Annotated in this window: 10 protein-coding genes; 1 reads left to right on the forward strand and 9 read right to left on the reverse strand. The window is 46.6% G+C overall.

Annotated features, from left to right (window positions below; translation table 11 throughout):
• Positions 1-197: 197 nt before the first annotated feature.
• From ACFFGT_RS02425 to ACFFGT_RS02460, 8 genes are all read right to left on the reverse strand, one after another.
• On the reverse strand, positions 198-1,784 hold the full coding sequence (locus tag ACFFGT_RS02425) for a DUF5010 domain-containing protein (RefSeq protein WP_377020905.1): 1,587 nt from the start codon (positions 1,782-1,784) through the stop codon (positions 198-200).
• A 29-nt stretch (positions 1,785-1,813) separates the two neighbouring features.
• Positions 1,814-2,116, reverse strand: a complete 303-nt coding sequence (locus ACFFGT_RS02430; RefSeq protein ID WP_377020906.1) for a hypothetical protein — start codon at positions 2,114-2,116, stop codon at positions 1,814-1,816.
• Between the two features lie 224 nt (positions 2,117-2,340).
• Positions 2,341-4,920, reverse strand: a complete 2,580-nt coding sequence (locus tag ACFFGT_RS02435; RefSeq protein WP_377020907.1) for a galactose oxidase — start codon at positions 4,918-4,920, stop codon at positions 2,341-2,343.
• A gap of 303 nt (positions 4,921-5,223) precedes the next feature.
• Positions 5,224-8,535, reverse strand: coding sequence for a glycoside hydrolase family 2 TIM barrel-domain containing protein (locus tag ACFFGT_RS02440; protein WP_377020908.1), 3,312 nt, complete (start codon positions 8,533-8,535; stop codon positions 5,224-5,226).
• Positions 8,536-8,679: 144 nt separating this feature from the next.
• Positions 8,680-9,417: a DUF3823 domain-containing protein gene (locus ACFFGT_RS02445; RefSeq protein WP_377020909.1), complete on the reverse strand. Its 738-nt coding sequence runs from the start codon at positions 9,415-9,417 to the stop codon at positions 8,680-8,682.
• Positions 9,418-9,432: 15 nt separating this feature from the next.
• Positions 9,433-11,223, reverse strand: coding sequence for a RagB/SusD family nutrient uptake outer membrane protein (locus ACFFGT_RS02450; RefSeq protein ID WP_377020910.1), 1,791 nt, complete (start codon positions 11,221-11,223; stop codon positions 9,433-9,435).
• Between the two features lie 10 nt (positions 11,224-11,233).
• Entirely contained in the window at positions 11,234-14,392 is a 3,159-nt protein-coding gene (locus ACFFGT_RS02455) for a SusC/RagA family TonB-linked outer membrane protein (protein WP_377020911.1), read from the reverse strand.
• A gap of 297 nt (positions 14,393-14,689) precedes the next feature.
• Entirely contained in the window at positions 14,690-15,976 is a 1,287-nt protein-coding gene (locus tag ACFFGT_RS02460) for a glycoside hydrolase family 99 protein (RefSeq protein WP_377020912.1), read from the reverse strand.
• Between the two features lie 416 nt (positions 15,977-16,392).
• Here ACFFGT_RS02460 and ACFFGT_RS02465 point away from each other — a divergent pair, with 416 nt between their 5' ends.
• Positions 16,393-17,211 carry an alpha/beta fold hydrolase gene (locus ACFFGT_RS02465; RefSeq protein WP_377020913.1) on the forward strand — a complete coding sequence of 273 codons (819 nt, stop codon included), beginning with the start codon at positions 16,393-16,395 and terminating at the stop codon, positions 17,209-17,211.
• 133 nt (positions 17,212-17,344) lie between these two features.
• Here the strand turns inward: ACFFGT_RS02465 and ACFFGT_RS02470 are convergent, their stop codons facing one another.
• Positions 17,345-19,816, reverse strand: coding sequence for a tetratricopeptide repeat-containing sensor histidine kinase (locus ACFFGT_RS02470; protein WP_377020914.1), 2,472 nt, complete (start codon positions 19,814-19,816; stop codon positions 17,345-17,347).
• Between the last annotated feature and the right edge of the window lie 268 nt (positions 19,817-20,084).

The following is a 20,084-nucleotide window of genomic DNA, read 5'->3' on the forward strand; positions in this document are numbered from 1 at the left end:
ATTAGTAAGATTAAACTGGTTTATTGGTATTGGTGTCCGGGTGAACAAATAACAGTTGGGAGATTAACGGATTAATAACAGATGCCTAATGACGAATATTAATATTAAAAAAAATAAAAAAGCACCGTGTATAAACACGGTGCTTGGCCTGCCTGAATTGATATTATTTTAAACCAATAATATTAAACTGACCTGTTTCAGGACCCGGCTATCTGCATCCAGTTAAAATTAACTCCGCCTTTTTCAAATACCACTTTAATTTTATGGTAGCTTTTGGCTGTATTGTTAACTGTGCCATAATCAAATGTGCTCCACTTGTCGAGCCCGCCTGTATTGGGCAGATTTTTTGCAGGCAGTGCTGTGCCGTCGATTTCGATGTGCACACGTGTATCGGCGTTATCTGTAGCTATACGTAACTGTATGTGTCCCCCCGCAGTGCCGAACGGCAATTCGTTCCATTCCAATGCTTCGCCGGCTTGTATTGAACCTACATGATGGCCCCCTCCCGCGTCGCTGGTCCCGTAAACGGCGATATTGCCGTTACGGTAATAGTTCACTCTGCCGTTGCCGCCTGCCGCTCCGTAAAACTGATCACAGCCTTCGGCCTCCAGCTTCAGCACCGACGGGAATGGATCACTGCTGTATTTGCGCAAAATATTAATACGCTGATTAGGATAATCATATCCGCTCTGGCTGTAGTCCCTGACAGAGCCATCAGGATTGATATTGGCTGCACGCCACATAGCGGCGTCTTCCTCATAATCTGTAAAACCTTCGCATAAGGTTAGCTGAGCACCCCTGCCTACGGTTCCGGCCAGCCCATCGCTGAATAATTTTCCATGGTCGGGATTCAGATATGACCCGCCCTTAGCGGGGTTTTGAAACTGCGGCACCACTACGCCGGTGTTTACACTATTCCAGCTTCCAAGCGTATAAGGCGATGATGGCGGGCCGAACCAGTTGTGTTTGGCATCCGCAATACCCGGACTGGCGCAGCTCGGGTCGCTGGTAAAGAAATCGCCGTTAAGAATAATGTAGGGGTTAAAGCCAAAATCCGCCTTACATTTCTGCCGTATATAAGTGATGGCTCTTGACGCATTTCCGGCTGCATTCCCTACGAAGGTCGGGTTACAGGTCCAGATGATGATAACCGGCCGTCCGGCTATTTTAAAGCGGTTGGCATCAGGAATGGTCTCGAAAAAAAGTTTATAATTATAATCATAAATATATTTCCAGTTATTGGGATCGCTGATGTCAAATGGCTGGGCATAACCATATCCCCTGCCATTGGCCATATTCCATTGCGCCGTCCATGAAGCCGCATTATCGTCAAAAAGCGCGATTTTGATTTTTGAAGAAAGACCCAGTTTATTGAGCGCATCAAGCATGGCAGCTATTTTCACAGGAGAACCATTGTCGTTAGGCTTTGAACCGGTAAGATTGGGACATACAAAATCAACACCTGCCTGTCCCAACTGTTCGGCCCAGCTTAGCCAGGTAAGTTCCGGGTGGGCCGGATCAGGATTGTACATTGACCGGTTTTGCATTTGTGGATAATCAGGAGGTCCGGTAAGCTGTGCGCTGTATTGAAAGCCTAATGTTACACCAAGGTACGGGCCTTCGGGTTTCGCCGGAGGATCTACAACGGGTTTAACGGGTTCAGGAGGATTACCGCCTTTTTTTGAACATGCCATAGCACATAAAGAAACGGCCAGGACGATGGTTATAAATTTTAAATATTTAATCATTACGATGGTATTGACGCAGCGATAAAAAGCTGCCATTTATAGCTGTTATGGTGAATAATCTGCTGTTAATTTGCGGAAAAGTGTACCGGATAACCGGTACAGGTTAAAACGATCATGCTTTGTTGTGTTCCCATTATATCACAAGCCGCGGGGCCGGTAGTCTGGTTAATTGCAAGCCCTATGGATTGATAGCCTGGCTCAACGTCGGTATACTGCCCCGGGTCGTTGGTCTTAATCCGTTTAGTATTATCCGCAGGGGGTATTCCGGGCGCCTCCGGCGCACCGGCAGGCCCTGACCACGGCTTTTTTAAACACCCCGTACGGCAGAGGAGCAGCAGGAATTGTGCAACTGAGTAAATCTTCTTCATAAAATCTGGTTTAAAATGGTTTAATAAAGCACAAACAGTTCCTGGCCGGAGATCTGTTTGGCCCCGGAAAATCAATTCCGGGTTACACAAATGAACCTGCGGTTATTAAAAAAAAGTTAAAAACCGATTAGCGCCGGGATTTTTTTTCCAAAAGGGCGCGATTTTAAGCAGGAAATATTATTTGGGGAACGGGAGGAGAATATCTCCGATTCAAATATCTGGCATCAGGATACTATAGCCTGAAATTCTTTTTCAAAATCTCTCTCGTAGATAGCCTTATATGTTTTGCTGAAATTTTCAAAGGTATGTTTAGCCAATGAATGTTTGCCCAGTGCGGAGAACGCTTTACATTTCAATATCATGGCGTCCTCATTGACAGGATCGAAATAGAAAATAAAATTCGCCAGTTCGATGAGAAATTCAGGGTCCTGACTAAACTCCGCAGAACGGGCGTGATACAGGTAAGTATTGATGATATCGTTCGATATTTCCGATTTAAAACTATCCAGCCAGTCATAATCGCTGTTCGGCAGGAACTGCCCGCGCTGCGTAATGTCCGATAGTTCTTTTATTTTTTGCTTGTTCAGTTTGCGCTTGTTTTTAATAAGGGTTAAATAGCGGTTGTAATCAACATACACAACTTCGGGATCAATATCGATGGTCCAGGCACCCGTTTCTTTCGACAGCCGGCAGTGGTCCATACCTTCAAGCAGGGTTTTTAGTTTGATAATACTTACAGACCGGTTATTACTTGCCCTTTTTTCGGGCTTATCTATCCAGAACATCTCATTTAAACGCTCGGAACTTATACCCCGGCCAAGACGGATGGTATACAACAGCATAAGCAAAAATATCTCCTTGATAAGCGGCGTAAAAAGTTTGGTTATTTCTGTTCCTCCGGCATCGAATATCTGCAGGCCACCAAACAGCAGGATGGTATTTTTCAACGGTTCCCGCTCAACAGGTATTTGTTCAGGCTCAGGTTCTGCCGGCGGGCCGCTCTGGTCATTGATTCGCTGAAAATGTGCTGCCCGGGGTTCAAACACCACCTGTTTAATTTCAGTTGTGCGCGGCTGCCGTTTCCGCGTTAAATAAACCGCGCCGCCGGCAATGAGGCCAATTGCGGCAATTGCCCACACAGTTACCGCAGGATTGCTGCCGGAGCTTTCCGGCCGGACAGCCTGAAATAGCGGCGGCCCCAGCAATGTATATACAGCGACCCCGGTTTGCCCGGCCTCGCTCCTCAAAAGGGTAACTACTATAAATTTATTTGATCGCGGTGCAAAATACAGATCGGCAAAAGAGTGCACATCGTGAAACTGATAAGGTATCCCGCTTTCAAGTACCTGGTAGGCCGGTTTACTGAGCGAGCCCCGTATCAGTTTCAGGGTAGAATTGTAAATATGCCGCGGAAAAATAAGCGCATAATAATTTTTGTTCTCCGGATCAACAACCAGCGAATTCGCAAAGGTGAAGCCGTCGGTGCCCTGAGGAGCTATTTCAAACATCTTTTTAAACGTATGATCGCTGACGGTGTAACGCATCATATCATACATATATTTTGGCGTGAGGATCTGTTTACCGCTGGCATTGCCGTAGCCTCCAAGTATATAAGCCGTATCACCTTTGGATGTAGCACCCGTGGCTGCGAGATAGCGCGGCATATAAAAATCACCTTTATAAATGATGCTGTCCCATTTATTGGTATTAAAATGGTACTGAAGCACCTGGTTATGATAAAGCAGGTAACCATAACCGCCGAAAAGATACATGGACGAATCCCGTTGCGAAATTATTTTATTGATGTGCCAGTAGCGTGTGACTTGCCCCGGTTTAAAATTGCTTTGCCAGCTGTTGGTGCTGAAATTGAACCTGGATACCTGCCTGGCATCCGTATAAAAGCTATATAAACTTTTATTCAGCGGGTTGTAGATGGCCCGGTTACCCTGGTTAAGGTTAAGTTTTGAAACAGCAGCGTTCTTTTTGACAATGCCGGTGTTAATATCATACGTATATACCGTATCTGTAGCTATTACAAATAACGACTCGCTATCCTGGTCAAAACTGACACTCGCCATTCCGTTTACCGTGAAAGCCTGTACTTTGCTCCAGTTCCGGTGCATTAACGATACCCATACAGGGTTAACAATAGATGCATCCTGATGCCTGATCTGCTCATGGGCAATATTTCCGTCGGTTTCATTAAGCGGCCATTTATATTGGGTATTGCCGCTTTGTACGATTTGAATATCCCTGATCTTCATCGGAGGCACATCTGTTGTCTCAAACTCACCGTGATTATTGGTACCAAAGGTGATGCGGTAACAGGCGATTTTACTCAGGGTCACATTTTGCTGGGTATAAGTTTTTCCGCCCGAAAAAACCTGCAGGCGGCTGCGGGACGCGTCAAATGATATCCTGATACGGTTCCACTGGTTATAAAGGGCATGCTGACTGATATCAAAGCTGATCTGCGGCTCCTTGTCACCGGTCACCAGTTCAAAGTGATTTTTGGCCGTGTTGTATACCAGGTCGAAATTGCGTTTATCATCTGATACAATACGGACAACATAACCAAAATAAACATTATATGCCGGGAAGAACGAAATATCAAAAGACAGCTCAAAACTACCGTTAAAACAAAAACCTTTTTGGGGGCTCAGCTCAAGCGATGTTCTTTTATCTTGTACGACTTCATGACTGGCGAACCTCAGACCATAGTTTTGAGCAAAGCAGTTCAGGCCGGCAAAACAAAAAAACGCTACAAAAACAACTTTACTGTAAAGTAAATAAAACTTCCCCATGCTTATCCCAAACAATTATCTTTTAATAGGCAATGCCGCAGCAACGTTTATAATTGGCCGCTATAAATAAATAGCAAGGGTAAATTTAAATTAAAAACATGATGCCGCATAGCAATTTCATGCACGGGACAAATAATTTCGATTTTCGTAAAAAAACAGACTGATCTGCCATGAAACATATCAGCCTGATAATATGACCTTGTAAATACGGAGACGACTTATAACTATAATTTTATGTGATGAGCAATTAAAGCCCCGTACCGGTGGCATACCGGTACGGGGCTTTAATTTGCAAAACAGTTTTTACGGCTTTTGAATTGCCGAACCAAGCGTTTTTATAAACTCAGGCTGATCTGAAGTAAGCCTGGCACCAAACTGCCAGTTATTTCCGCTACGTACCAGTTTGACTAAAAAATGATTCCAGCCATGCTTCAGTTTGAGTGCTTTTGCACCGGCATTGCCACTGCCTTCAAGTATTTGTTTACCGTTCAAAAATACAATTGCGCTACCGCCGGTTTTAACCTGCAGATCAACCACCGGCAGGTTTGGCTCAGCAAGCAGATCCTCAAGTGAACGCTGGCTTGAGATCCAGAAGCTTAAATAGGCAACCTGCTGTTTGCTTCCGCCTGTACCGCCATCCAGCATCGATAAATCAAAGGTTTCCTTGTCAGCATGCAGTGAAGTCCATATTTTACGATGCATCTCCAGGCCGTCTTTCATTTCATCAGCGGCGGCAGGATCAATAAATACCCTTTTTTTTGCCTCATCCGCCGATGCCGCAGTGAAGTTACCCGCATATAATACACCGGTTATGTCGCCGTTCGTATTCAGCACACCACCATTCGTACCTTCAGTCAAAGCTACCCCGGCATTACCGAGTAGTTTTCGCACGAGCCGCATTCCCTTAATTAATTTAGGAGCCGCAGGCAAGGTAGTGACGATCAGTTTTCCTGCGCCGCGTTCATAAACGATCATCGCAGCGCCGGATGGCCTGGCTTCCAGTTCAGACCGGAGTACCATCGCGGTTTTGGCGTATTCAGGCTGTTTATTCCATTTTTGCCAGTCGGTATTATTGGCTGTTAACAATATTTTACTTTGTTTAACCAGTTCACCATCCAGCCCGTTGCTGATCACATCTGCCGGATTAAGCTCTGAAAAATACAGATCAGCTGCACCGATCCCTGCAGTTAAAGCATCAGCCGCTGCCGGCAATAATGACGAGCTTTTGCGGTCAGTTAACTCAATTGCTGCAGGCAGCAATTTGTTCAGCGCCTCAGTCCCGGCTTTATTTACACCCCAAACCAATACCGTACCACCGTTTGCCAGCACTTTATCAATGGCCTGTTTACTTTGTGCAGCGGGTGGATTACTGCCATCAATAAATAAAATGCGCGGTACGCCTTTCACCTGTTGTTCAGTAACACCTGCTTTTTTAAGATCGGAAGCCAGTGTGCTGCCGGCACCTCCCATTATTGCTGCAGGCAAACCTTTGGCTGCAGGTGTTATCTCTTTGACTTCATGATTTTCGCCAAGCTTGCCAACTTCAAAAGGTTTATTTTCGGCGGCGGCTTTTATGGCATCAAATAAGGGCCAGGTTTCGTAAAGCGGCAAAGAAGGGTCATAACCCGGATTCAGTGTCGTACTGTAAGGGCCAAGCCGTTCAGGCTGTACCCCCGGGCTATCCTCCCTATAGCTTGTAAAATATACGCCGTCATCAAGTGTGGGTGCTTTGGTTTTATCCTTAAGTCCGAGCGGCAGCGGCCGTAAACCATACCAGACCAGGTTAAATACACTGTTATAAATGGCTTCGTTATCACGCTGCTGAACAAGGTTTTGATAAGATGACTGGGCAACCCCCTCCATCCTTCCTAAAAATGATTCGTAGGCCCGGTTACCGTTTGTCTCGGCTACTTGTTCCGGCGTGCCGTAATAGGCATTTCCGGCTTCACCCACTCCCCAGGGTTTACCGCTTTTACGGGCTCTTTCCATGGCTTCCCTTCCTCCATAATGCTCTATATAAGTCGGCAGTTTACCCTCTGCATCATCCTCCCCGTCCGCCGAGATCCAGGCGCGGGTGGGATCAAGTTTACGACAGATATCCGCCCAGATACCGTAAAATTTTATCAGCGTATCCTTTACACCCGGCGGATTGCGCATTACATTCACCACCACGGGCATCACCTCGTTGGATACGCTCCATCCAAAAACGGAGGGGTGATTACGATCACGCAATACCAATTCGGCAACATGATGTTTAGTGTCCTGCCAGTATTGGGAGTCATCCAGTTTTGGGCCGCCGTCGCTCGCCCAGATAGCGGTTTCGTCCAGCACCAATATACCCGTTTCATCTGCTACATCCATATAGAACGACGGATATGGCTGCGCATGAAGGCGCACGGCATTCAGCCCGGCATCGCGCATAGCCTTAAACCACGCTGCAGCATAACGACGGGTCATCTGCGGTATGCCCAGGAAATGCCAGGAATCACCCCTCATTACAACAGGGTTTCCGTTAAGCAGTACCTGTCCTCCTTTTAAACTGACGGTACGCCAGCCAAAACGGGTGTATTTTGTATCGAGCGGTTGCTTGCCGTTGCTTACGCGCGTCAGTAATGCATACAAATTAGGATCACCCGGCGACCAGCGGGCAAGTTTATCGCCCGCCGGAGCATCGAGCGTCACCACGCGTTCGGTATGGGCAGGTACGCGCACTTTAACCGCGGTCATATCCAACGCAGCAGCCGAAGCCAGTTTTCCGGCGGGCTCAGCAGGATTGGAAGTATTTTCCGCTTGCCATTTAAAAGCCTCTGCGTCAACTGTCAGCGTAGCTTCGCGGTCACCATCGTTTTTGAGGGTGATTTCAGCAGCGAGGCGTCCCCCCTGTGCATCAGGTTTAACAAAAACATCTTTCACATAAACCTTTGGTACAGCAACCAAAAAAACATCCTGCCAGATACCTGTTACATGCTGCCCCCAAAATGAACCGGCCTGATAAACGCGCCTGCCGTAGCTGCCGTTTTTATCAAACAATGATGCTTTTCTGACACCAATGGCAATCTCATTTTCAGCGCCTGCTTTCACCATGGCGGTTACATCCAGATCAAAAGGCAAAAAGATACCGAAATGTTCACCGGCCGGTTTTCCGTTGATCAGGATGCGGGCATCGCCGGCCAGCGCTTCAAAATGCAGCAGCAAACGTTTACTGTTCCAACCAGCGGGGACCATAAATTTGCGGCGCAGCCAACCCATCTTTACATGCTCCCACTCCCGGGGATATGACGGAAAAGTACGGAAATCGCCGCCTTGCCCCTGCTCATCTGCAAAGCTGTTCACATTCCAGGGAGAAGGGATACGGATGGGCGTTTTGTCCCAGCTGTCCGGCTGCATATCCGGCAGGGATGGCGCAGGATCGTTTCCTTCATGAAATCCGGCAGGCAATTTTACCGGCTGAAACTGCCACGAGCCATTTAAACATATTTCCTGGCGGTAGGGCTTTTCAGGGTCTTTAACAAAACCTGCAGAAGGAGCAAAAACGCCCGGGTATTGCAGCTGTTGTCCAAAACCCTGCAATGCAGTTGAAGCGGATAGGGCGAATAATAAAAATATACGTTTCATAATGTAATTAATCCGGAAATACTGATCTGACCGAGAGCGGTACCGACCTGTATTTCCGGCAAATTCCGCCCTGCAATATAATGCAGGACGGAATTGTTCATGTTAAAAAATCTGGGTTAATTGTTTTATTGTTCAAAATTGTATTTAGTGTACCGTTGCCCTGATTACCGGGCTGTAGTTATAGGTTGAATTAGGTGAATTGGAAGCCCTTGCCCCCATCCTGAAATAATACTCGCCTTTGGGCAGTCTCGTATCTGCCCAGTGAAAAGTAAAGGTTTGCGGTATACCGATGATGGCTGCATCCGGCGTACCGCCCGTGGGCACTTTCCACAGGTTCGCATAATACGTACCCGGACCGGCTACGTTCGAGCTGACATTCTCGTTCACCACAGGATCTTTGCTGACCATAAATATCAGCTCAACCAGTTTCGAATCGTTTTCGGGCGCTTTGTTTACGGTATAATTGAATGTGCTGTCGGTAACAGCGGCCGAAATGCGGTAATAAGGGATCACTTTAAAGTCAAGCTGTGCTTTCCCGTTTGAACTTAACACCACATTGACCGAATCGCCGGCATAAATGAAAGGGCCGTTCAGCGGAAATGCCTTATAATTATCAGCAAAAAACTGGCTTGCCGAATAAGATCCGTCAGCCTTAATGGATATATCAATAGGCTGCGGACTCGGGTATTTCGCCTTATTATTTTGTAAAAACCTGATAACGCCGCCGCCGGGCAGCTTGGTTTCAAGGCCTTTGCCGGTTTCAACATCGGTCACTTTCCCGAATACGCCTGCATCGGGAGCCTTATAATTATCATATTTTTTACATCCCGCATAAAGAAGCAGCATGCAGGGAATTAAGGTATATATAAATGATGATCTCATGATTTCAATTGATGTTTAATAGCCTGGGTTATCAATAAGTGATGTGTTTAGCGAACGCTCGCCGCCCGGTATCTGTGAATAATAATTCCGGGGCTGATAGGTTTTTCCGCCGCCTACGGGAACTTTCTTGAATACATAGTCTTTGGCGCTGATATCGTAATAAATATCCAGGCCGTACTCCTGCCTCAGGTTAAAGTCAGTGGTAAGGGTACGCCATCTGATATAATCCCAAAACGTGCGGTTCTCGAAAGATAGCTCAACCATTCGTTCATGCCTGATTTTTTCCCGGCTGATCGCTGTAAGGGCCTGCATACCAGCCCTTGCGCGCAGCTGGTTGACAGCGCCGAGCGCTTCTGAAGGATCTTTACCCAATTCAAACGAGGCCTCGGCGTAATTAAGCAATACCTCGCCGTAACGCAGGTCAAGCCATGAGGTACGGGAAGTATAGTCACGCAGCAGGTTACGGTCGGTAACCGGGTCCGTCCATTTTTTAAGCCAGAAGGTGAGTGAATTTGAATTGGAGTTACCGGTACCTGTAACGTTGGTTGGCGTTAAGGTAAACGACTGCGTATTCACATCAAAATATTGAAGTACTTGGTTGCCGTTATATTCCCTGTTATTATAAATAACACCCCGTTGCCCGGTGATCACCGCCCCGCGGAACGAGGTGCCGGTAACCACTACGGTCCCCATCAGCCTTGGATCCTTGTTCTCGAAAGGACCGCTTAACGTTGGATAGTGTACATAACTTGCCGGAGTACCGATGTTCAATGGCTCCGCCGCCCCTGCTGTACTGGTTTTTGACTCAAATTTTTCAACGAGGTCAAGCGTAGGCTCAAGACGATTATCATAACCGGCCGGCGAGCGGATATAATCCGGCAGTACCATTAGATCCTGCGAGTGGGTACGCTGGGTTCCTGCATAGTCATAACCCTTACAGAGTATGGCCTCGGTATTGGCATCGCCCGGTTTGCATTCGTAAAACAGGTACTGGAAGTTTTTGGAGAGATCGGTCGGATATTTATTGAACAGGCTATATTTACCGGCAGTAATAATGGTTTTAGCTGCATTGTAGGCTGCCTGCAGATAATCGGTAGCCTTAGCGGGGCTTACGCCCACTACACCACCCAGCTGCACTGTACCAAACTTACCTATCGAGCCTGCGTGCAGCATCGCACGCGATTCAAGCGCGAGGGCCGCATATTTGTTTGCCCTCCCATAATCACTTGTCTCCGGCAGATCCGCCGCTGCCTGTTCCAGATCGTTTTTGATCAGATCCCAGACTTCTTCTTCTTTATTACGCGGCTGCTTCAGCAGGGCATTGGGATCCGCAGGCGGTTCGGTAAGGATCGGAACTCCGCCATAATATTTTACCAATCCGAAGTAATAATACGCCCTTACGAAATGCGCCTCCGCCAGATAGCGTTTTTTTGTAGGTGCATCGACATTACTTACTGCCGCTATCTCCTGAATAAATGTGTTTACATTACGGATGGATTTATAGAGTTTTCCCCAGTTCTCATCATTGATGCCGGCATTGTTTGAACTAAAGGCCTCATCGCTCCAGTTTGCGGTGTATTGATCACCGTTACCCGGGAATTGCCCGAAACGACCGTTGCAAAAGGCATAATCCTCAACAGGCATATCCTTATAAAGCGACGCGAAATAGGCTGTTACCCCGGCGGGGCTTCCGTAGATCTGGTCTTTGGTGAGCAGCGTGGTCGGCTGCACATCGAGCAGGTTTTTGCGGCAGGCACATAAACCCGCCAAAACAAAAATCGCAGTTATATATTTTAAGTTTTTCATGATATCGGGTTTAAAAAGTTGCCTGTACACCGGCGTTAACATTAAGGGTTATAGGATAGTTATAGCTGTATAAGCGGTTACTTGAATATTCAGGATCTATAAAATCCAATCCTTTCCCGGTGAAGGTGTACAGGTTGTACGCGTTAAGAAATACCCGGAACCGGTTGATCCCCAACCGCCCCAGCAGCTTTTTATCAAAGGTGTAGCCAAGCTCGATGCTTTTGATACGCACATAGCTTGCATCAAAATTGCTGAACGAGTTAGGAACGCCGTCCTTATAATTCTGACGCTGTCCTGTTGAAGGGAACCTGCCGGGTACCCACGGGCTGTTCGGATCAAATATATCCTGCCGGTGCCACCTGTCGGCAAAAACGGAGATGGGGTTGGCATACTGAAAGTAAAACGGCCGTGAAAGCTGATCAAGATAAGATACCGAATACATGGTTGCGCCCTGTATCAGCATGGAAAAATCAAACCCCTTGTAACCCAGCTCGAAATTGGTACCGAAATAAATGGCCGGTTTACCGCCGCCGCGGGCGATAACGGTCTGATCTTTCCCGTCAATGATGCCATCGCCGTTCAGATCAACGTAATTCAGGTCACCCGGGAGCAGGCTGCGGTTGCCTGCTCCATCCTGTATAGGGGCGGCATATATCTCCTGGAAATTCTGAAACTGGCCCGCAACCTTATAACCCCAGACAATATCGTTGTAGCGGTAAGCGGTTTTATTGCGATAATTATCGGCATCGCTGCTGGCAGGCGTCTGTTCGATATACCGGTTTTGTGTACGGGCATACGACATATTACCGGATACGGCAAAGTCAACAGCTCCTATTTTGCTCCGGTGCCCCAGTACGATCTCGAAACCCTGTGTACGGTCGCCGTTAAGGTTTACTTGAGGCAAATTCACGCCGTAAGTACCTGGTATTTTAGAAATAGGCGAACCCAGCAGGCCGCTGCGCTCTCGGCGGAAAACGTCGCCCTCAAAGGTAAGCTTGCCATTCCACAGGGAGAAATCCAGACCTATATCCGTTTGGGTTGAAGTATACCAGGTGATGTTGGCGTTGGCGGCATTTTTAAAGTCAACCCCTTTCACAAAACCGGGGCCGAATACCGAACCCGCCAGTGAACCAGAGCCTGAACTCGGATAAATATAACCGGTTAAGTAAGCAAAAGTATTGGCTGCAGCCTGATCGTCCCCCTCTTTACCATAAGTAGCCCTGAGCTTGATATTATCCACAAACTTCAGCTTCTCCTTTATAAAGGGCTCTTCTGAAATACGCCAGCCTACTGATCCGTAAGGGAAAAATCCCCAGCGGCTTTTAACGGGAAAGTATGACGAACCATCCTCCCTGAAACCGAACTCGGCCAGGTATTTACCGGCATAATCATAGTTGAATTTACCGGCGTAGCTGCGGTTGCCGCTCTGGCTGTATCCGGAGCCGACCACGTCGGTAGCACGGTTGCCGGCAGCCAGCTGATCAATAGCATCAATTACGAACTGGGTTTGGGCATTATTGCTGTTACCCTGGCGGTAGATCTGCTCATAAATAAGCAGGCCGGATACATTGCTTTTTCCGAAGCTGTGGTTATAATTCAAAGAAAGCTGTAGATCATTGGTTAAGCCCTGGCCGAAATATTCATTCAGCTGCGAAGGCCCCTGGTGTGAAAAAGGGGTTTGCAGCTGTGTGGTATTGTCATATTGATACTGATAGAACTCTTTACGAAAGCTGCGGTTAAAAGTATAGCTGTTATCATAAGCAAAAAGCCCCTTTACGCTCAGTCCCTGAACAAAGGGCAGCTCGTAATTTAATGTAAACGTTGAGGTGAGCGCTTTATCGTTGGTTTTATTGTAGCCAGCCAGGCTTTCCGTAATCTGTCCGAGCGGATTATCGTTAGGCTGATTATAGAACTGGTTCAGATAGCGGGTATCGCCGTTTGAATAAAGTGACTGTGTAGGACTGATGGACCATGCGTTCCGGATCAGTGACCAGGCAGCTGTATTCGGGCTCTTACTCATCACATTGTTCAGGCCCAGGTTAATGCCAAAGGTAAGTCCCTTACCCAGCTGCCCGTCAATAGCCGTGCGGAAGTTATATTTTTTACCGTATTCGATATCCGTTTTCAGCAAACCGCCTTCGTCAAAATATCCTCCTGATACAAAAAATCTTAACTTTTCATTTCCCCCGCTGACCGTGATGTTATGCTGCTGCTGCGAGGTGGTATTATCGAGGATGGCTTTCAGGAAATCGGTACTTGGCGTTTTGCCGGTCCGGAAATCTTCAATTTGCTGCGGCGTGTATTGCGGAGGCGTTATCTGCTGGTTACCGCTGATAAAATTATTGATCTGCTGTTCATCATACAGCGTGGCATACTCGTATGCGTTTGAAAGCTTGGGATATTTGGTAATGAACTGCCTGCCCAGGTGCATGGTATAGGTAACCTGTATGCTGCCTTGTTTACCTTTTTTAGTGGTAACCAAAATAACACCGTTCGCCGCTTTTACACCATAGATAGCCGCGGTGGCATCTTTTAAAACACTTACACTTTCTATCTCATTCGGGTCGAGGTGATCAAAACCCGATTTATCGCGCTGCACACCATCGATGATAAAAAGCGGCCCACCCTGCTGGTTCCCGTTTACGTCGTTCGGGTCAACATAACTGAAACCGCGTATATCGATCTGGCTGTCGAATTTACCGGGCTGGCTGGACAATTGCGCCACACGCACACCCGGCGCGCGGCCGGTTAAAGTGTTGGTGACATCATTATTGGAGTTCTTTACGATATCTCTTCCGGCGACGGTCGATACCGCACCGGTCAGATTGGCCCGTTTCTGTGTACCATAGGCCACTACAACTACTTCGTCAAGGCTTCCTTGCTGCGCTGTTAGGGTTACGGTAACGGTCCGGTTGTTTTTAAGGTCAACATCGACACTATTGTAGCCGATATAGCTGACCGTAAGCGTGGCTTTGGGATCAGTTACCTTTAAAGTAAAGGTACCCTTGGTATCGGTAACCACACCCTGTGAACTGCCCTTTACCTTTACAGATGCGCCGATCAGCGGTCCGCCCGATTGGTCGATGACTTTACCGCTTATCGGTATGTCCTGCGCAAACAATGGCACCGAGAGGCACCATGCCAATAGCATTAATAAAATTTTCTTCATGTTCATAACTTTAGATTAATTGGTAAAATCTGATTATGAACTCAAAGAAATTTGTGGGAGTTAATAAAAAGTTAATAATGAATTAGTTGAGATAATTTTTATTATTAAAAATTAAAAACTTGATTATCAATTAGTTAAAAAGCAAGCAAAAATCAAGTATTTAAGGCTTCGGGGATAATTAATCAGGTTTAATAAAGCTGCCGCTGCCAGTTGCATATACACCTTATCCGGTATCACAACAGCAAAGCCTGTTACCGGGACCGGCAACAGGCTTTGTTTAACTGAATTCATTGCTTTCTATTTGCGTTCAGGCATTTTGAACACGAGCGGCTTTTCACGGCGCAGCATCCTGGCTGCCTCACCGGTTAACCACAGGTAGGTATCCGAAGGCTTTCCGTCCAGATTGATGAATGCGGTGCCCGTTCCATCTCCCACTTTAGGCGGATTATCTGATCCCTTGAATATGGCGGTTCCTTCGTTCACCTCATCAAACATGGCAACATAGAGCATCTCTGCCCCGGCGGATACAGCCGTTGACAGCATTTGCCAGTAAAACCTGCCGCCCTGCCTCGGAACAGAACCCACCGGCTTTACATCGTCGGGGAACTCATAGCGGCTGAGGTTATGCCAGCTGAAACCGGGATATACGCAGGGGACGTAATCAAGATGATTATCCCTGCACCATTTAATATCATCAATTACATCATCCCGGTACCTCTCCATATCATTATGCAGCAGGGGTGAATAGCGCTGTACGCTCCAGGGTAATACAATATCGCATCTTTTGATGATATCATGCAGATAGGGATCATTTACACAATCAGCCCGGAGCGTACGCCAGGAGTTCGGCACGCCTATCATAACGGCACACCCGCCGTAAACAGGATCGTTCTTCAAAAAATCAATAAAGCGTTCAATGCCAATGTTCCGGATATTATATGGCCTGTCGGGGAAACCAACACCCCATATAGCAACAACGGGTTTACCATTATGGTGCAGGTAAGTGCCTGTACCTTTCTGATTGGTCACCTTTAACTCATCAACGAGGTATTTCCAGTCTTCAATAAGGGTTGAACAATCTTCTCCTTTACCGGCAAGCCCCGAAAGGTCGTACATAACCGCAATGGCACGTTTATAAGCCGACGCGGCTTCAAAAGCGTTGCGGAACACCCGGTCCTCCCCGCGGTTTTCGGGGCGGGCATTGGTAAAAAAGCGCTGCATGAAAACGCCGTCTACCCCGTAATCACGCATCCATTTAAAATGCAGATCGGCAGTGCTTTTATCTGTCGAACTGAAAAATCGTGCCGGTTGGCCGTCGGCAAGTTTAAAGGGAGTCGGATATGTTTTTTCATACTCGCTGACATCAGGCCACATATCAATACCAGACCGCTGTTCATTCCCGTAAGCAAAATGATTTGCCCCGCTGCCATCGCCCTGTGCCCTGAACCACCCCTGGTAACCGGCCATCACCAGTCCCTTGTAACTGGGGTATAAAGTTGTTTTACCGTGTTTGTTCTGTGCATACACGGGGCCGAAAAAGCAAAGGAGCACCCAGGTACACAGCATAGTTGTTGTTCTTCTCATCGTTTATTGTTTTATAAAGTATCGGCGCTTACTGAAACACCGGGCCAAAGTTCAGGCCGGAGATTAACAAAAAGTTAATTACGGACTAACAGCGTATAAATACGATGAAAAAAACAGAAAAAAATCAAATCATTACGGGTAAAGCTTTGCATGCCGCTGCCAGGATAAATATCCGACGCCCTTCCAATCCGGCATTGCCTCCTTCTCCCCTGTATCTGCGATAATCAAATACGATCAAATGCCAAACCAGTTGAAGTTAGTTTCCTCCGGCGTAAATTGACGATATAGCGTCATCCGCACAACGCCCGAAAAACATACAAAAAACTGACTTTCAAATATTTAATCCAATGGCATGTTAATAGCAAAACTGGGTCCGGTAACCAAACGCATTAAATCATATTTATAACTTGCAAAACATGAAAATCACAGTAAAAGACGGAACTGAAATTTATTACAAAGACTGGGGCACAGGGCAACCTATCGTATTTCATCATGGCTGGCCCTTATCCGGGGATGACTGGGATGCGCAAATGATGTTTTTCCTTGAAAAGGGATACAGGGTAATTGCGCATGACCGCAGGGGTCATGGCAGATCATCACAAGGCTCCATTGGTCACGATATGAATACCTACGCAGCCGATGTGGCAGAACTTACCGAATTCCTGGATCTGAGGAATGCCATCCATATCGGTCATTCTACAGGGGGCGGCGAAGTTATCCGCTACGCGGCAAAGTATGGCAAAGATCGTGTGGCCAAAGCTGTTTTGGTAAGCGCGGTGACGCCCATCATGCTGCAAAGTGACAGCAATCCCGAAGGTGTTCCTATTGCCGTTTTAGACGGGATACGTGTAGAAACAGCAACCAACAGGCCGCAGTTTTTCCAGGATTTCACCATTCCGTTTTACGGGTATAACCGAGAAGGCGCAAAAATTTCACGGGGGATCAGAGACAATTGGTGGCGCCAGGGCATGATGGGCGGAGTTAAGGCTCATTATGACGGCATAAAAGCTTTCTCAGAATTCGACTTTACGGAGGATCTGAAAAGTGTTGATATTCCGGTATTGGTACTGCACGGCGAAGATGACCAGGTTGTCCCCTTCCCGATCTCAGGCGCGAAATCCGTAAAACTGTTAAAAAACGGAAAACTAATTTCTTACCCGGGATTTCCGCACGGAATGCCGACCACCGAAGCGGCGACGATAAATGCTGATATATTAGCTTTTATCCAGTCTTAACTTATCACAACACGATCTGTTTTAAAGGGTGCCCTTAAAGGCACCCTTCCGATTATCCGGCTAAACTGATTAACCTTCAATGCGTGACCGTATGACATATTTCAAAACCGGAACGCTGCGCAGGGGGTAATAATTATAAAGGAAACGCTACTAAAATCACGGCACCCTTTTCCGAACGGATGTCAAGCCTTCCTCCCAACTGGGCGGTAAGACCCGAGATCAGGTTCATTCCTAATGACGTGCAGGAGTCTATGTCAAAATCTTCCGGCAAGCCCCTGCCATTATCACGTATTTCCAATTCATAATAATTGTCCGGGGATATCGAAGACGAAAGGGAAATAACACCAACCTCGGTTTCTGTGAAAGCATACTTAACGCTGTTGGTAATAGTTTCGTTCAGAATAAGTCCCAGGGGCACAGACTGAGCCGTATTTAATTGAGCTTCGGTTATATCTATTTCAAATTGAACATGCTGCCTGGTCTGAAAGGAATCCTGGATATTCCGGGCAAGATCTTCGATATAAACCGGCAGGCTGACGGTAGCCAGGTCGTCAGACTGATAAAGTTTCTGGTGCACGATCGATATGGCCTGCATTCTGTTCTGGCTGTCCCTGATGGCAGTTATAGCCTGTTCGTTATCAAGAAAAGAAGATTGTGTATTTAATAAACTGGAGATGATCTGCAGGTTGTTTTTAACGCGGTGATGGATCTCTTTCATCAGCCATTGTTTTTCCTGCAGGAGCTGGCTGAGCTGAATGTTCTGTTTATTGATCTCTTCCTGTCTGATCTGAAGCATTTTATTGTTTTTTTGCTTGGCGCGGTAAAGATAAAGTGTCAGGCCTGTAACAAATACAGAACCCAAAAGCGCTATGCTGATCAGTTTTCTGTTTAACCCTTCTTTTTCCAATTCGCTGCGCTGCAGATTGTTCCTGTTGCGGAGTATCAGGTTCTCATGGTCGCGCTCCGCTGTGGCATACTGCAGCTGCAATTGTTCCGTTTGTTTGACCCTGACATGATTATAAATAGAATCACTGATATTTTTTGACGCCTGGAAATGATTGATCGCTGATAGATAATTGCCCCGTGCAGAGTCTATCTTAAATTTAAATTTTTGTAAGATCGCCATATCGACTGCCCTGACTACTCCCATGCCTGCGTTCAAAGGTATTTCCACAAAAGGCGATGCTTTTTCGAATTTCTTTTGTTTAATATAAAACGCAGCCTGGTTTTGATACGCCTGGTAATAAAGATAGTCTTTCATACCCCTGTTTTCCAGGTTTTTGATGATGCTGAAGTTGTAAAATTCAGCGCTGTCCGTTTTGCCTAAAGCCACATAACAATCTGCCTTCAGCTGCGGTATCAGAAACATCCCGTTCGCGTCAAATTTAAATACCCTGGCGGCGCTGTCCAGCGTCTTTAACACCTGCCTTGCCTTGCCCTGCGAGATTAACTCGTTTGCCAGCGCGCTATAGGCGGCATACGGAAAACTTGTTTCTGATCTCATTGCGGCTTCCTGCCATTTGCGGTACCACATCAGGCTTTGTCTTTTTAATCCCAGGTCACGGCACAGGCCGGCAAGCCTGTTATAAAATAGGTTGATGGCGTGATCCGTTCCTGTTTCCTCAGCGGCTTTAACCGTGGCCAGGCTGTATCTCATCCCCTTTTCCATATTACCTTTTGCCAGAGCAGCACCGGCCAACAGATCATAGGTAAACTGCAGATTTTTATAGCCAAGAGCCTTGTACATCTTTAAAACCGTGTTGAGCTGCTGTTCTGCCGAATCTATCCTTCCCTGCCTCAGGTTATAATCAGCTATTTCTTTCAGGCAAAAAATTTCAACGGCTATTTCCCCTCCCGCCCTTGCTTCAGCTGCCGTCTTAATCATATAACCCGGTAAGTTATGGTGGTTCAAATCATTAATGGCCCTGTTCTGCAATAACTTTATTTCAACCCGTTTGCTTTTATAAGCTCTGCAAAGGGCTAAAATCTTGTCGAAATATTTGTTGCAAATCGTTTCGTCGATGCCGCGTTCAACCATCAGATTATAAAAATAGGCCTGGTTAATGAGCGAAATATTCGGCATGCCTTTTTTATCGGCATAATGCTGTGCTGATAAAAAATGTGAGCCGGCAAGGTCAAGGTCTGCTTTTTCTTCACCGGGTTTTTCTAAAAAGTACCTGCCCGCCAAAAAGTGGAGCTTGCAGTAAAGTGCCCCGGAACTTTCTGCTATCATTTTGTCTGCCTCCGCAGCCTGGTTATCCAATAAAAGAATTCTCAGTTTCAACATTTTGACTGCATCGGATCCGTCTTTCAAAGGGCTTGTATTATTCAATGCTTCCGCTATTGCGAGATATGAACGGGAGGAATCGCGCATGGCTTTTGTAGATACCTTGTTGGTCAGGTAAAAGCTGCCGATAGTTAAGGCCAGTTTGGTTTTTTGACTATCGCTTTTCGCCGTGACAAACTGGGTCTTCAGATCATTTAACGAGTTCTTAAGATCTGTCTGACACTGAACCCGGGACCAGGCAGCGATGAGTACCAGGCTAAAACAGATTTTCCTTTGAACCGCCCCGTAAAAATAACTATGCATTTTTTTATCGGGCATATTTTTTTCTTTCAGGGGGTTCGTTATAAGTTAACATAAACTGTAGATGTGACGGAATGAACTTATCAAATTCCAATCCGTTTCATATTCTACTGATAATCAAACAACAACAAACACAATCAGACTTTTCAACATAACGATATATCGTCAATTTATGACGATATGCCTGGTCACTGCCAACGTCCGGCCATAGCCGGAGATGCTTCTCCGGGTGATCAATTGAACAAGGTTCTGTATAAGTTCCATTTAACCTTAACATAAAATTACG

The sequence above is a fragment of the Mucilaginibacter angelicae genome (assembly GCF_042434235.1).
GTDB lineage: Bacteria > Bacteroidota > Bacteroidia > Sphingobacteriales > Sphingobacteriaceae > Mucilaginibacter > Mucilaginibacter angelicae.

What these genes read in the sequence shown, in the direction of transcription:
- ACFFGT_RS02430 (WP_377020906.1), bottom strand. Translation starts at nt 2,116, where the DNA reads ATGAAGAAGATTTACTCAGTTGCACAATTCCTGCTGCTCCTCTGCCGT.
- ACFFGT_RS02445 (WP_377020909.1), bottom strand. Translation starts at nt 9,417, where the DNA reads ATGAGATCATCATTTATATATACCTTAATTCCCTGCATGCTGCTTCTT.
- ACFFGT_RS02465 (WP_377020913.1), top strand. Translation starts at nt 16,393, where the DNA reads ATGAAAATCACAGTAAAAGACGGAACTGAAATTTATTACAAAGACTGG.
- ACFFGT_RS02440 (WP_377020908.1), bottom strand. Translation starts at nt 8,535, where the DNA reads ATGAAACGTATATTTTTATTATTCGCCCTATCCGCTTCAACTGCATTG.
- ACFFGT_RS02455 (WP_377020911.1), bottom strand. Translation starts at nt 14,392, where the DNA reads ATGAAGAAAATTTTATTAATGCTATTGGCATGGTGCCTCTCGGTGCCA.
- ACFFGT_RS02435 (WP_377020907.1), bottom strand. Translation starts at nt 4,920, where the DNA reads ATGGGGAAGTTTTATTTACTTTACAGTAAAGTTGTTTTTGTAGCGTTT.
- ACFFGT_RS02460 (WP_377020912.1), bottom strand. Translation starts at nt 15,976, where the DNA reads ATGAGAAGAACAACAACTATGCTGTGTACCTGGGTGCTCCTTTGCTTT.
- ACFFGT_RS02425 (WP_377020905.1), bottom strand. Translation starts at nt 1,784, where the DNA reads ATGGCAGCTTTTTATCGCTGCGTCAATACCATCGTAATGATTAAATAT.
- ACFFGT_RS02450 (WP_377020910.1), bottom strand. Translation starts at nt 11,223, where the DNA reads ATGAAAAACTTAAAATATATAACTGCGATTTTTGTTTTGGCGGGTTTA.
- ACFFGT_RS02470 (WP_377020914.1), bottom strand. Translation starts at nt 19,816, where the DNA reads ATGCCCGATAAAAAAATGCATAGTTATTTTTACGGGGCGGTTCAAAGG.